The organism is Bacillus sp. AFS023182, from assembly GCF_002560575.1.
GTDB classification, from domain to species: domain Bacteria; phylum Bacillota; class Bacilli; order Bacillales; family Bacillaceae_G; genus Bacillus_A; species Bacillus_A arachidis.
Genome location: NZ_NTRO01000022.1, coordinates 24,742 through 38,960 on the forward strand (window position 1 = coordinate 24,742; position 14,219 = coordinate 38,960).

Annotated in this window: 12 protein-coding genes; 8 read left to right on the forward strand and 4 right to left on the reverse strand. The window is 37.5% G+C overall.

What is annotated here, in order from left to right; all coding sequences use genetic code 11:
• Nucleotides 1-37: 37 nt before the first annotated feature.
• The gene (locus CN288_RS11195) at nucleotides 38-1,468 is read right to left on the reverse strand and encodes an MDR family MFS transporter (protein ID WP_026593738.1); all 1,431 of its coding nucleotides are present in this window, start codon (nucleotides 1,466-1,468) and stop codon (nucleotides 38-40) included.
• Between the two features lie 107 nt (nucleotides 1,469-1,575).
• Nucleotides 1,576-2,847, reverse strand: coding sequence for an NAD(P)/FAD-dependent oxidoreductase (locus CN288_RS11200; RefSeq protein ID WP_098302281.1), 1,272 nt, complete (start codon nucleotides 2,845-2,847; stop codon nucleotides 1,576-1,578).
• 150 nt (nucleotides 2,848-2,997) lie between these two features.
• Here CN288_RS11200 and CN288_RS11205 point away from each other — a divergent pair, with 150 nt between their 5' ends.
• Nucleotides 2,998-4,650, forward strand: coding sequence for a putative polysaccharide biosynthesis protein (locus CN288_RS11205; protein WP_098302282.1), 1,653 nt, complete (start codon nucleotides 2,998-3,000; stop codon nucleotides 4,648-4,650).
• A gap of 42 nt (nucleotides 4,651-4,692) precedes the next feature.
• A complete protein-coding gene (locus CN288_RS11210) occupies nucleotides 4,693-5,427 on the forward strand; it encodes a pseudouridine synthase (protein ID WP_090688000.1) in 735 nt (244 codons plus the stop codon).
• Nucleotides 5,428-5,509: 82 nt separating this feature from the next.
• On the opposite strand, the gene CN288_RS11215 is transcribed toward CN288_RS11210, so the two are convergent.
• Nucleotides 5,510-5,731: a DeoR family transcriptional regulator gene (locus CN288_RS11215; protein ID WP_000805512.1), complete on the reverse strand. Its 222-nt coding sequence runs from the start codon at nucleotides 5,729-5,731 to the stop codon at nucleotides 5,510-5,512.
• A 357-nt stretch (nucleotides 5,732-6,088) separates the two neighbouring features.
• Between CN288_RS11215 and pepV the strand changes: the two genes are divergently transcribed.
• The 4 genes from pepV (at nucleotide 6,089) to CN288_RS11235 (ending at nucleotide 11,928) form a co-directional block, all read left to right on the forward strand.
• Nucleotides 6,089-7,495, forward strand: coding sequence for a dipeptidase PepV (pepV, locus tag CN288_RS11220; RefSeq protein WP_098302283.1), 1,407 nt, complete (start codon nucleotides 6,089-6,091; stop codon nucleotides 7,493-7,495).
• 105 nt (nucleotides 7,496-7,600) lie between these two features.
• Nucleotides 7,601-8,155 carry an RNA 2',3'-cyclic phosphodiesterase gene (thpR, locus tag CN288_RS11225; RefSeq protein ID WP_026593733.1) on the forward strand — a complete coding sequence of 185 codons (555 nt, stop codon included), beginning with the start codon at nucleotides 7,601-7,603 and terminating at the stop codon, nucleotides 8,153-8,155.
• Nucleotides 8,156-8,507: 352 nt separating this feature from the next.
• Nucleotides 8,508-10,649, forward strand: coding sequence for a type I pullulanase (gene pulA / locus CN288_RS11230; RefSeq protein ID WP_098302284.1), 2,142 nt, complete (start codon nucleotides 8,508-8,510; stop codon nucleotides 10,647-10,649).
• Between the two features lie 481 nt (nucleotides 10,650-11,130).
• Complete coding sequence (locus CN288_RS11235) at nucleotides 11,131-11,928, forward strand: phosphotransferase family protein (RefSeq protein WP_026593731.1); 798 nt, start codon at nucleotides 11,131-11,133, stop codon at nucleotides 11,926-11,928.
• Nucleotides 11,929-11,933: 5 nt separating this feature from the next.
• Here the strand turns inward: CN288_RS11235 and CN288_RS11240 are convergent, their stop codons facing one another.
• A complete protein-coding gene (locus CN288_RS11240) occupies nucleotides 11,934-12,212 on the reverse strand; it encodes a YtzH-like family protein (RefSeq protein ID WP_026593730.1) in 279 nt (92 codons plus the stop codon).
• 274 nt (nucleotides 12,213-12,486) lie between these two features.
• Here CN288_RS11240 and trmB point away from each other — a divergent pair, with 274 nt between their 5' ends.
• Both trmB and CN288_RS11250 read left to right on the forward strand, forming a co-directional pair.
• The gene (gene trmB / locus CN288_RS11245) at nucleotides 12,487-13,140 is read left to right on the forward strand and encodes a tRNA (guanosine(46)-N7)-methyltransferase TrmB (protein WP_026593729.1); all 654 of its coding nucleotides are present in this window, start codon (nucleotides 12,487-12,489) and stop codon (nucleotides 13,138-13,140) included.
• A 74-nt stretch (nucleotides 13,141-13,214) separates the two neighbouring features.
• Nucleotides 13,215-14,078 carry a YtnP family quorum-quenching lactonase gene (locus CN288_RS11250; protein ID WP_098302285.1) on the forward strand — a complete coding sequence of 288 codons (864 nt, stop codon included), beginning with the start codon at nucleotides 13,215-13,217 and terminating at the stop codon, nucleotides 14,076-14,078.
• Nucleotides 14,079-14,219 lie beyond the last annotated feature (141 nt).

A 14,219-nucleotide genomic window follows, 5' to 3' on the forward strand; every position in this document is an offset into this window, starting at 1 on the left:
AGAAAAGGATGATCGTTATATGCGATCATCCTTTTTTTTACTGTTCAGCCGTCTGACTGCTAGGCTTTAATAGAAGCCAACCGATAAATAGTGTAAGAAGTGCGAGCACAAATGTACTCATATAAATAACATGGACACTAGAAGCTAATGCTTCTTGTGATTTTGTTACGACATTTGCTGTGCCGTGCCCGCCTGAGATAAGGTCCACGTTTTGTATTCCTTGTTTATGAATCATCGTATTAAAGATTGTTCCGAAGATAGCGGCACCTAATGTTTGGCTAAATGTATTAATAAATGTGTTTAAGCCGACTGCTGTACCGCGTGTATGTGCAGGAACAGCTGCTTGTATGGTTACCATATAAATTGGTGTAATAAGCCCCATTCCTAGGCCGAATAGTCCAACAGCAACATAAATTAGAAATGCTGGTGAATGAATTGATAATGTGAATAATAAGAAGGTAGCGACTGATAAAATGCTAGCTCCAAGTAAAATGATTTGTTTCGTTTGTAACTTACCAACTAAATTCCCAGAGAAAATTGCACCGAATGTCCACATAACAGGAATTGGCATAAGAATAAGTCCTGCTTCTGTTGCATTTTTTCCTAATACACCTTGGCTCCAAATTGGAAGGTACATTGTAATACTAATAATCATAGCGCCAGCAATCAATGTTAGGATGTTTACAGTTGATAACGTACGATTAGAGAAAAGTGTTAACGGAATTAATGGTTCCGGGGATTTTCTCTCAACGAATAAGAAAATAAGGAATGAAACAGCCGCAAAGATTAAAAGACCTATAATTGTAATGTCGCCCCAGTTTTGCTTACTGCTTCCTGTTAAGAGTGCATAGAGTAACGCGATTGTACTTAGTGAGAAGATGATTGCACCAGGATAATCGATATGGTGTTTTGCTGGTTTGATTGACTCTTTGTAAGAAATTGCAATCATCGCACAAGCAAGAATTCCAAATGGAACGTTTAAGAAAAAGATGTAGCGCCAAGAAAGAGAATCAACTAAAAATCCACCTACTAGCGGTCCAACAACACCTGAAACGCCCCAAACAGCACTCATCCAGCCTTGTGCTTTTGCACGGTCTTTCGCTTCACTATATAAGTCTCCGATAATCGTCATTGTAATTGGCATAACAGCGCCGGCACCTATACCTTGAAGAGCGCGAAAGAAGATTAATTGTTCCATCGATGTCACGATTCCGCATAGTGCAGAACCGATTAAAAAGATGGCTGCGCCGATGAGCAGTACTTTTTTACGTCCGAATAAATCGGCTAGTTTTCCGTAGATTGGAGTCGAGACTGCAGTTGCGAGCATATAAATCGCATATACCCAGCTAACAAGTTCAACGCCTGATAAATCACTCGTTATACGAGGGATTGCTGTACTAACAATCGTTCCTTCCACAGCGGAAAGAAACGTCATTAACATTAAAGATATCATGACTTTTTTTCTCATATGTTTTCCCCTTTATAATATTCAACAATATAAAATATAAAGCTACTAAGCTACATAAGGCAACAAAAAAGAAACAGGAGTGGAAAAAATCCCCTCTTGTTTCTTTTTTAGTACTGCACTTTTGCATTTTGCCCAGCAGTTGTTCCGGCAATCCGGCCTGTAACAAGAGCGGAAGTAATATTATAGCCGCCTGTATAGCCATGAATATCAAGAACTTCTCCGCAGAAGTATAAGCCATTCATTAATTTAGAAGCCATTTCTTTCGGGTAAATTTCTTTAACAGAAACGCCGCCGCCTGTTACGAAAGCTTTTTCAAGTGGCTGTGTACCGTTTACTGTTACTTTGAATTCTTTAAAGTCTTTCACAAGTGCGCGAATCTTTTCGTGAGAAACTTGCCCAGCTTGTTCGCTACCGTCAATTCCGTTTCTTTCTAATAAGAATAGGAAATAACGTTCAGGAACATATCCTTTTAACACATTTTTGATTCCCTTTTTCGGTTCTTCTTTCATTTGTTTCATCATGCGCTGGAAGAGCTGTTCACTATTTTCTTCTGGCAGTGCATCGATGCTCATTTCGACCGCACGCATTTTAAATTTTTTCATCGTTTTTACAACGAATTGGCTACAGCGAAGAGCAGCTGGACCAGAAATACCAAAGTGGGTAAAGAGCATGTCCATTTTATGAGAAATGACAATTTTTCCTTTTGGATTTAATACGCTTAAGTTTACATCGCGTAAAGCAAGACCCTGCAGTGTACGGTCACGGATAAATGGTTCATTTGAAGTAATTGGAACTTCTGTTGGGAAAAGCTCAGTAATTGTATGCCCAGCTTTTTCAGCCCAAGCGTAACCATCTCCAGTTGAGCCAGTATGAGGAACGGATTTCCCGCCAACAGCAACTACCACATGATTTGTTTCAAGCACTTCACCTGTTTGGAGTACAACGGCTCTCGTTTGTCCGTTTTCATATTCAACAGTTTCAACGGGTGTATTTGTACGCACCTTAACACCGAGTTCTTTTAGACGTATTAATAACGCATCAACAACAGATTGCGCTTTATTAGATACAGGGAACATGCGGCCATGGTCTTCTTCTTTTAGCTTTACGCCAAGCTTTTCGAAGAATGTAATAATATCTTCATTATTAAAAATAGAGAAAGCGCTGTATAAAAAGCGACCGTTTCCTGGTATATGTTTTACAATTTCATCAAGTGGTAAACGGTTTGTGACATTACAGCGCCCGCCGCCAGAAATTGCAAGTTTACGTCCTAATTTATTTCCTTTATCAAGAAGCAAGACACGCGCGCCTTCTTCCGCAGCACCGATTGCGGCCATTAATCCTGAAGGGCCGCCCCCGATGACAATCACATCATAATGCATAGTATATCGACCTCATTTTCTACATTTCCTGCCTAAAAGAATAGCATGTTTTCGTAGAAAAGAAAAATTCAGTGAGGTACTGTTTCTCTGAAAAATTGTGGTACAATACAAAGGTTAGAGTTCAGCGTTATATATGTAGGAGGATCATCTATGTCCGATTCAAAATTTCTGCGCGGAACGCTTATTGTGACGTTAGGAACTTTTTTAGTTAAGTTCTTAGGCATGATTTACGTCTTTCCATTTCATGCATTAGTTGGCACAGAAGGCGGAACGCTCTATACGTATGGATACATTCCATATACAATCTTTTTAAGTATTGCAACGGCGGGAGTGCCGCTTGCTGTTTCAAAGTTTGTTTCCAAATATAATGCACTTGGAGATTATAAAACGAGCCGGAGAATGTTCCGTTCGGGAATGGTTATGATGATTGCAACAGGGATTCTTTCCTTCCTAGTGCTTTACATGACTGCGCCATTATTTGCACACGCAATGCTCGGGAAACAAAGTGTACACAATAATATAGAAGACGTTACAATGATTATTCGTCTCGTAAGTTTTGCGCTTATTGTTGTACCTGCAGCAAGTTTAATTCGTGGTTTCTTCCAAGGTCATCAATCAATGGGACCGACGACAGTTTCACAAATTATTGAACAAATTATCCGCATTGTCTTTTTACTAGCGGGTAGTTTTATTGTTATTAAAGTGATAGGTGGCTCGGTAGCAACCGCTGTTGGAGTGGCAACTTTTGCAGCATTTGTTTCAGCTGTGGGAGCGCTGGGTGTGTTGATTTGGTACTGGTTAAAACGTAAAAAACATCTCGATCAATATTTAATTGAACAAACTGTACCAGAATCAACAGTAAGTACACTTCAATTATTTAAAGAATTATTTGCATATGCAATTCCTTATGTTGTCATTGGATTAACAATTCCTTTATATCAACAAATTGATACATTAACATTTAACTCTATTATGCAAGCGATTGGACAAGGGGATATTGCAGAGAGAGCACTTGGTATTTTTACGATGTGGACGCATAAGTTAATTATGATTCCTGTGTCGCTTGCAACGGCGTTTAGTTTAACGCTTGTTCCAGCAATCACAAAATCATTTACAGAAAAACAATTTCGTTATTTAAAATTACAAATTACGCAAACATTCCAGGCAAATATGTTTTTAACATTACCAGCGGTAGTTGGTATTTCTACGCTTGCGTATCCAATTTATACAGCGTTTTATGAAAAGGATCCATTAGGTGGACAAATCCTTATGTGGTATGCACCAGTTGCGTTATTATTTGCTTTATTTACAGTGACTGCGGCAATCTTACAAGGGATTAACCAACAAAAACATGCGATTATTGCGCTTGGCATGGGCGTTGTTTTGAAGTTTTTATGTAATGTGATTTTAATCCGTTACTTCGGTACAATTGGAGCTGTTTTAGCAACAGGTATTGGATTCTTAGCTTCTATTTTATATACGAATAAACAAATTCGAAAACATGCACACTATTCATTCGGTGTTGTATATAAACGAACATTCCAAATTGCAATATTAACAATTGTGATGGTCGTTGTCGTAAAACTATCACAAGGACTTCTATCCTTTGTGATTTCACCTGAGACCCGATTTGGTGCACTTATTACCGTTGCAGTTTGTGCAGGGATTGGTGGCCTTACTTACGGACTTTTAGCAACCCGCACAGGAGTACTAGAAAGAGTATTTGGCGGGGAAGCTTTAGAAAAGATACAGCGTAAACTTGGTCGTAGATTGAAATTAAAGATGAAGTCAAAAGGGGCGTAATACACGTCCCCTTTTCTATGATAAATAAAGAAGGTGAAAGAATTGAGATTAGATAAATTGTTAGCAAACATGGGATACGGAAGTAGAAAAGAAGTAAAGAAATTATTAAAGGATGGCGTTGTAAAAATTGATGGAACGCCAGTAAAAGATGCGAAGTTTCATGTGAATGTAGAGGAGCAAGAAGTTACAATTCATGGAGAAGTTGTTGAATACAAAGAATTTGTATATTTAATGATGCATAAACCACAAGGCGTTATTTCTGCAACAGAAGATGACAATCATGAAACAGTTGTTGATTTATTAGAACTTGAAGATGCGATTTTTGAGCCGTTTCCAGTTGGAAGACTTGATATTGATACAGAAGGTTTTCTACTATTAACAAATGACGGTAAATTAGCGCATCAGTTATTATCTCCGAAAAAGCATGTGCCGAAAAAATATTATGCACACGTAGCTGGAGTTGTAACAGAGAAAGATATAGAAGAATTTGCAAAAGGTGTTATTTTAGATGATGGCTATGAAACAAAGCCGGGCGATCTTACCATTTTGAAAAGTGACGATGTTTCTGAAATCGAGCTTGTGATTACAGAAGGGAAATTCCATCAAGTGAAGCGTATGTTTGAAGCGGTTGGGAAAAAAGTTGTCTACTTAAAGAGAACAGAGATGGGACCTTTAGTATTAGATGAAGAATTAGAGCTTGGTCAATACCGTGAATTAACAGATGAAGAAGTAGAAATGTTAAAAACGTATCAAATTCAAACAGAGAGTCAAGAGTGAGACCGATTCCAAAAATAGAAAGAACCCCTTTCTGATTTCACAGAAAGGGGTATGTATTATATTTTAGATACAATTGTTTTCGTTATGAGGTCATTCTCACTTTCTTTCCTGTTGTTGTCCACTTACCGCGGCAAGGGCTATACACGAGTTCATTAAATTGCAACACATTCAGATCACGTTGTATCGTTCGCGGTGTGATCCCGAACTCATCTACAAGGTCTTTCGTCGTTACCGTACCATTCTCATTGATGTACATATAAATTGATTTAATGCGTGTTAGCATACGAGTAGTCGTAGGTTTCAAGAGAAAACCACTCCTCTACTAGTTTTTTTGACCCCATTCAGGAAAGAAGGTCTTTACTTCCATTGTACTCCACTAGACAAATTTCATGCTTAAACCTAGTTAAATTTTACAAAAGTTTAACAAATATGAAAATAGAAAAATATTGGTAGTTGACATTCTATGTCTCTTCTATCAACTATCACATAAATTTCTACGTAAACCGCCAAATTCCTGCAAATTTTTTTAAAAAATAAAAGAAAAATTAATGTGAAATATCTGAAATGTTGTAATTGTTCGTCATTTATTCTTCTCTTATTGGCATATCTGATTTTCGTTTGCTATGATGAAGGGGAGAATATAGAAGAAGGTGAATACGTGATGACAGCAATTAATTGGACAGAAGAAGTTGAAAAAAGAAAAAATGAATTAATTCATGACGCACAACAATTTTTGCAAATTAAAAGTGTATGGGAAGAAGAAACAGCAAAAGAAGGTGCACCGTTTGGAGAAGGTGTAGCGAAAGCACTATCCTTCATGTTACAGAAAGGGGAAGTAGAAGGATTTACTTCTAAAAATTTAGAAGGGTATGCAGGGCATCTTGAAATGGGACAAGGAGAAGAATTGGTTGGTATTCTTTGTCATGTTGATGTTGTTCCAGAAGGAGATGGATGGACAACACCTGCATATAGCGCTGATATTCGTGATGGAAAGATTTTTGCACGTGGTGCAATTGATGATAAAGGGCCAACAATGTCTGCCTACTATGCAATGAAAATTGTAAAAGAATTAGGCTTGCCGCTTTCAAAACGCGTACGCATGATTTTAGGAACAGATGAAGAAAGCAACTGGAAATGTGTCGATCATTATTTTAAAAATGAAGAAATGCCAACGCTTGGGTTTGCACCAGATGCTGATTTTCCTATTATTAATGCGGAAAAAGGGATTTCTGATATACAAGTTGTGCAAAAGAATAGTGAAACACAAGGCGGGGAATATGAACTTGTTTCATTTTCTTCAGGGCGTCGTTTAAATATGGTTCCTGATTTTGCAGAAGCAGTGATTACGACTGAAAAGGTAACGGAACTTCGCGCTGCTTGCGAACAATACTTACAAACTGTTAAGAAAACAGGAAAAGCAAATGTAGAAGGAAATACTGTGAAGTTACAAGTAGAAGGGATTTCAGCTCACGGTTCTACTCCTGAAAAAGGTGAAAATGCAGGTCTCTTATTAGCGAACTTTTTAACAACGCTTGCTCTTGACGGTAAAGGTGCTTCATTTGCGGCATTTGTTACAGAAACATTTACGAATGATACGCTTGGAGAAAAAGCAGGAATCGCTTATAAAGACGAAATTAGCGGACCGTTAACGATCAATGTAGGTCGCCTTTCTTATACAAAAGAAGAAGGTGGAAACTTAGGTTTAAATGTACGCTATCCAGTAACAACTAATTTTGAAGAGACAGTGCAGAAATTAAAAGACTATGTCGGTCAGAAAGGCTTCCAAGTAGCTGATTACTCTAACTCACGTCCACATCACGTTGATAAAGATCACGTTTTAATTCGTACATTGCAACGTGTATATGAAGAACAAACAGGAGAGAAAGCAGAGCTATTAGCAATTGGTGGCGGTACATATGCTCGTTCATTAAAAGCTGGTGTTGCATTCGGTCCACTATTCCCTGGAAAAGAAGAACTTGCGCATCAAAAAGATGAGTATATTGAAATTGAAGATCTATTAAAAGCAACAGCAATTTATGCGCAAGCAATTTATGAATTAGCGAAATAGGCTGATTGTATATTGAGATATGACCGCTCTCCATTCGGAGGGCGGATTCTTTTTTGAATGAGATACAAAAGAAAAGCAACAATAACAAGAAAGGAGAAGATATAAATGGTTCCACATTATTTTTTAGCAGTTACCTTACCGGATCATATAAAAGAAATACTTGCAAATTATAAAGAGGAAGTGAAGGACAAGTTACCATTTCGCTCGTGGGTACATAAGGAAGACTACCATATTACACTTGCTTTTTTAGGGAGTGCGGCGCAGGAACAATTGCAAGGAATAGAGAAAGGGTTACAAATCCTTGTGAATACAGCAGAATTAGATCTGACGCTACAAAATTTTTCTACATTCGGTCTAGTGGAGAGTCCACGTATATTTTGGGCTGGATTAAAAGAAAATCGAGCATTATTTGATTTGCAAAAACAGGTGCATGCTATTTGTGAGAGAAATGGTTTTTCACTTGAAACACGTCCTTATCATCCGCACATTACTGTTGCTCGTAAGTGGGGTGGAGAAGAAAATTTTAATCTTAAGGATCTGAAGCAACTGGATGCAGTGTTGTTTCAGGCGGATACCATTACATTGTACGAGTCTCACGTCCATCAAATTCCAAAGTATAAGCCAATTTATGAAATAAAGTTACAGAAACTTAAAGTATAAAAACGTTTCTTACGAATGTGAATATACTATAGAAAATAGTAAGCTTGTGTGTACATGAATACGAATTGAAAGACCAACATAAAACTATTCCTTATAGGCGGGAGAGAGGATCTGCTTAAGGATAGAAGCGGACAGTGCCTTTTTTAGCCCCCCTGCCATGTGAAAACAGAAGTAGAAAATGAGTGGAAATCTCTTTCTGTTCGACATAGATGCAATTTATCCCCTTTATACGCGGGCGGAAGACCTCTACCTCAAGATTCAGAGAGAAATAAGAAAGACAGGTGGGGGATGAATTCTCCCATCCCCGCTTATGGGAGTTTCATTTTAATTTCGAGAATGATGGTGATTTTTTATGCTGAAAGTAAAGCGTCCATTTGAAGCCTATTTAGATGAAATGAATAAAATTACAATTTTGCTCCCGCATGCGTACGGAATCAGCCGAACATTTTGTATGCAGGAAGGAAATCATGTATGGGAGCTTAAAGTTTCTCAAATCATTTCTCTTCCAGATGCAACGAAGTATGAATGCTGTGTAGAATATCCACTTGATGTGGGAAAGTATTACACAGTGAGAGATGAGCGAAATGAAGAAACAGACTTACAAATTGGAGCGGTTATTCGAACGGCTGTATTTGATGAAAAATACTATTATGCTGGTGGAGACTTAGGAGCTTGTTATAGGAAAGAAGAAACAGCTTTTAAAATGTGGGCACCCACTGCAAGACTTGCGAAGGTAAGGATTTATAAAAATGATAAAGAGTATGCGGATTATGAGATGCAAAGAGGAGAAAATGGTGTTTGGTCTTATATTTTACAAGGAGACTTGGAGCTCGCTAGGTACACATTTCTCGTTTGTATTAATTTAATTTGGAATGAAGCTGTAGATCCATATGCAAAATCCGTATCAGTCAATGGTAAGTATGGAATTGTGATTGATCCTCTAAAGACATATATAAAAGAACAAACTGCATTACCTAAACTGGAATCTTTCGCTGATGCAATCCTTTATGAATTGCATATTCGTGATGCCACTATGCATCCAAATAGTGGCGTAGCAAAAAAGGGGACATATGCAGGGTTAACAGAAGAGAATACGAAAGGAAAACTTGGGACAAAAACGGCCTTCTCCTATATAAAAGAATTAGGAGTTACACATGTTGAAATTTTACCTCTTCATCATTTTGCTGGAGTAGATGAAAAACGGCCGTTTGCGGCGTATAACTGGGGCTATAATCCACTATATTTCAACGTACCAACGGGAGTATATGCAAGCGATCCTATCGATCCTTATAATCGAATCAAAGATTGTAAAAAACTTATTGAAAAATTTCATGAACATGGAATCCGTGTGGTTTTGGACGTTGTATATAATCATGTATATGAACGAGAAACATCATCTTTTGAAAAGCTTGTACCAGGATACTATTTTAGACATGATGAAAATGGCATGCCATCAAATGGAACAGGAGTTGGGAATGATCTAGCATCTGAGCGGAAAATGATGCAGAAGTTTATAATAGACTCTGTTTTATATTGGCTTACTGAATATAATGTTGATGGGTTTCGATTTGATTTAATGGGAATTTTAGATGTAGAAACGATGAATGAAGTAGAAAAGGAAGTAAGAAACATAAAAAAGGATGCGCTGTTATTAGGGGAAGGCTGGGAGCTACAAACACCGCTTCCGGCAGAAGAGAAGGCTACGCTTAACAATGCGAATAAAATGCCACAAATCGCGCAGTTCAATGATCAATTTCGTGATGCGATAAAAGGCAGCACGTTTGATGTAAGTAAACGTGGCTTTGCATTTGGAGGAAGCGTAGACCCTGTGCATTTGCAATATGTGTTAATGGGAAGTCTGGCAAATGAAAAAGGAGATGGGTTATTTTTAGAACCGATTCAAAGTATTAACTATGTGGAATGTCACGACAATATGACGATGTGGGATAAACTCGTGCGCAGCAATCAGGAAACGGAAGAAGTGCAAAAAAGGCGTCATCGTTTAGCCACCGCGATGACATTACTCTCACAAGGAATTCCGTTTTTACATGCAGGACAAGAGTTTTATCGTTCTAAGAAAGGAAATGAAAATAGTTATAATGCGCTTGACGAAATTAATCAACTCGATTGGGATCAAAAAGAGAAAGAAATAGAAACAATTGCTTATATACAAGGGTTAATTGCAATTCGTAAGACGCATGGAGCGTTGCGCTTACAGTCAGCGAATCTTATAAAGAAGCATATGACATTTTTACAAACATCTCCTACTGTTGTTGCTTATCATTTACAAAATGTAGGGGAGTTTGGTCCTTGGAAGGAAATTGTGGTGTTGTTTCATAGTGGTATGCAAATAGAAACGATTTTACTGCCGAAACATGAAATGTGGTGCGTATTAGCAGACAGTGCAAAAGCAAAAGTACAGCCGATTTCTTCATTTCAAGGAAATGAACTTCAAATGGCTCCGATTAGCTCGTATATATTGGCGATAATGTGACAAATCGCTACTTGACGATGCGAATATAATAAATGTAGAATTGACAAAGGTGACGATTTTGATAAGTTGTCATTGTATTATTGGTTTTGTAAAATATAAAAGAATAGACGGTTAGTTTGTCTTGATTTCTTGGCCCATACCAAGTTTTCTTTTATCAAAAAAAGCAGGAAAACTCCATCCTTAAGGAATATGCGTAGTATAGTTTTGGTGGATGAAGATGAATTGCTAGTAACTGTCTTTATATAAAATATTAAAAAAGTAGTTCCAGGGGGCATTTGCCAGTGGAATAGAGGGATTGTGCCATCAGGCAATTAACTCCACTTGTGTTAACCATCTGTTAGTGTAGGTGCACGAGAAATCATCGCTTCAAGATTCAAAGGATCTAGGTCGCGGGAGTTTTCATATGAATCCACAACATGTTCAAAAGGTGTTGCGGTTTTTCATTTTATGACTATAAAAGATAAGGATTTGTTAACGGGTAATGAATATGGAATGGTTGGAACAATTATTAGGAGAAGAGTGGAGTCTTATACCCGCTGGTGGGGCAACGGGCGATGCATATATTGCGCAAAATGGACAACAAAAGCTATTTTTAAAGCGGAATACATCGCCTTTTTTAGCGGTATTGTCGGCAGAAGGAATTGTTCCAAAATTACTTTGGACAAGAAGAGTGACGAACGGTGATGTGATTTCAGCTCAAAAATGGCTTCCAGGACAAAAGCTAGAGCCAGAGGATATGAAACTTGAGCGTGTTGCGAAGCTTTTAAAAAAAATACATTCGTCTAAAGCACTTGTGCAGATGATACAAAGGCTTGGAAAACAGCCCCTGCATGCGCAGGAGTTATTCGAGCAATTGTATTTTGTTTTAAGAGGAGACTTAAGAACGGATGAAACGATTCAGACAGGACTTCGATATTTAAAAGCTACATTGAAAGATGTTGAATATGATGAGTTTGTTGTGTGCCACTGTGACGTCAATCATAACAATTGGTTATTATCGGACGAAGATGAATTATTTTTAATTGATTGGGATGGAGCGCTTATTGCGGATCCTGCTCTCGATCTTGGCATGTTATTATATTGGTATGTTCCGCGTCACGAATGGGACGAATGGTTAGCGTATTATGGAATTGAAATGAATGAATCATTGGTTCATCGTATGAAGTGGTATGTAGTGGCACAAACTATTTTATCTGTTCAATGGCATACAACAAAAAAGCAGCAAGCAGAAGCTGAATATTGGCATCAATATTTACAGCAACTACTTGCTTCAGAGTAAATACTTTAAGAAAAATTGTCCATTCCAGAAATCCATTGCGTAAGTTGTTCTTGATTACTAGAAATATGGTTGTCTAAATCAGGAGAATATTTACCCGATTGACTATAGTAATATACATCATTTAGCATCGCTTTTACGTCGCTGTTCACATTATCGTTTGCAAGCAATGATTGAATGAGCCGTTCTAATTGTTCGCATTCAGAAACCGTTCCACAGCAATCACTTTGGTGATTGACTAGAATATCTTTTAAAATTTCTAATTGATGTTGTTGATTAATCGGCACGATTGGATCATCCTTTCGATTGTTGTTCAATTTGAACAAGTAAGAGAAATTTTCTATTTCGCCAAGGAGTAGCTAATCATTGGCTAACGAAACGTTTCAGCAGGAAAGTTTCGTTCTATGCTCTTTGTAGTTTGTATCAAAATGGAACACCTTATACTTGAAAGAAACGGACCGAGTGCTCGTACGTACTTGGTTTTTTGTTTGATAGAATAATTAAAAAAGAAAGAAGGAAGGAACCTTCTACAAATAGTCTAGTAAAGAGAGGAAGACATCTATGCGTTTAAGACATAAACCATATGCAATGGATCAAATTAATGAGTATTCACAGTTTGTAATTGGAAACCCAGAGGAGCGTTGTGGCAATTGGAAAGAGGTATTTGGAAATGACCATCCAATCCATATTGAAGTAGGAACAGGTCGCGGTCGTTTCGTTTATGAGATGGCAAAAGCAAATCCACATATTAACTATATTGGAATTGAAAAATTCACAAGTGTTATCGTAGATGCGCTTGATAAGTTAATTGAAGAAGAAGTACCAAATTTAAAATTAATTAATAAAGATGCTGAAGATTTAACAATTTTCTTTGCAGAAGGCGAAATTGATCGTGTATATTTAAACTTCTCAGATCCATGGCCAAAAAATCGTCACGAGAAGCGTCGTTTAACGTATAAAACGTTTTTACGTAATTATGAAGAAGTGCTAGTAACGGGCGGGGAAATTCATTTTAAAACAGATAACCAAGGTTTATTTGAATACTCGCTTATGAGCATGGCCGAGTATGGTATGTTGTTAACGTTCTTGAGCCTGGACCTTCATAACAGTGACTTTGAAGGAAATATTATGACCGAATATGAAGAGAAATTTTCTAATAAAGGACATCGTATTTATCGTGTTGAAGCGAAATATCGTACGGAACCTGTGCAATAATGCACAGGTTTTTTGTTGCGGAAAACATTCTGAATTTTGTGTTAAAATTAAAAGGGAAAAAAGGGGGAATAGAAATGGAATGTTTACAAATTGGAGAAATCAAAGTGACATGGCTAAGTGGTGGGAATACCCACTTAGACGGAGGTGCAATGTTTGGTGTTGTACCAAAAGTCTTATGGTCACGTAAATATAAATATGATGATACAAATCATATTTATTTAAGAACAGATCCGTTGCTTGTACAAACGAAGAAAGGAAATATGCTCATTGATTCAGGAATTGGAAATAATAAAATGACTGAAAAAATGAAGCGGAATCAAGGTGTAACAGAAGAATCGTCAGTTGAACATTCTCTAGCGGAGCTCGGTCTAACAGCCGAAGATATTCATTACGTATTAATGACACATCTTCACTTTGATCATGCATCAGGATTAACAAAATGGGAAAGTGATGAGCTTGTTCCGACGTTTCCAAATGCAAAAGTGTATGTGTCAGAGACAGAATGGAATGAAATGAGAAATCCTAATATTCGCTCTCGTAATACATATTGGAAAGAAAATTGGGAGCCGATTGTAGAGCAAGTTGTTACTTTTAAAGAGGAAACGCAAATTACAGATGAAGTAAGCATGGTGCACACAGGTGGGCATAGTGATGGACATGCTGTTATTGTTCTCGAAAGTCAGGGAGAAACAATGCTTCATTTAGCTGATCTACTGCCAACACATGCTCATCAAAACGTATTATGGGTGATGGCATATGATGATTATCCAATGACTTCAATTGAACATAAGCAAAAATGGATGAAGTATGGCGCAGAAAAGAAAGCGTGGTTCACCTTTTATCATGATGCATATTATCGCGCTGTGAAGTGGGATGAGGAAGGGATTATGATTGAGAAGGTAGAACGAATAGAGGAAAAAGTATCAAGTGAAGTGTAAGTGACTGCCTTTCTACTAAAAAATTGAAACTGCTTATGTTCTCTTTCAATTACAAAATACTTTGTTGTAAGAATTTGTCCTGCTATTCAAGAGAAGTAAGGCCCTTATCTCAACGTTCAGCTAGAGCAAAAAAGATAGATA

Coding starts and splice junctions, on each gene's coding strand:
- CN288_RS11195 (WP_026593738.1), bottom strand. CDS start 1,468: ATGAGAAAAAAAGTCATGATATCTTTAATGTTAATGACGTTTCTTTCC.
- CN288_RS11200 (WP_098302281.1), bottom strand. CDS start 2,847: ATGCATTATGATGTGATTGTCATCGGGGGCGGCCCTTCAGGATTAATG.
- CN288_RS11205 (WP_098302282.1), top strand. CDS start 2,998: ATGTCCGATTCAAAATTTCTGCGCGGAACGCTTATTGTGACGTTAGGA.
- pepV (WP_098302283.1), top strand. CDS start 6,089: ATGACAGCAATTAATTGGACAGAAGAAGTTGAAAAAAGAAAAAATGAA.
- thpR (WP_026593733.1), top strand. CDS start 7,601: ATGGTTCCACATTATTTTTTAGCAGTTACCTTACCGGATCATATAAAA.
- pulA (WP_098302284.1), top strand. CDS start 8,508: ATGCTGAAAGTAAAGCGTCCATTTGAAGCCTATTTAGATGAAATGAAT.
- CN288_RS11235 (WP_026593731.1), top strand. CDS start 11,131: ATGAATATGGAATGGTTGGAACAATTATTAGGAGAAGAGTGGAGTCTT.
- trmB (WP_026593729.1), top strand. CDS start 12,487: ATGCGTTTAAGACATAAACCATATGCAATGGATCAAATTAATGAGTAT.
- CN288_RS11250 (WP_098302285.1), top strand. CDS start 13,215: ATGGAATGTTTACAAATTGGAGAAATCAAAGTGACATGGCTAAGTGGT.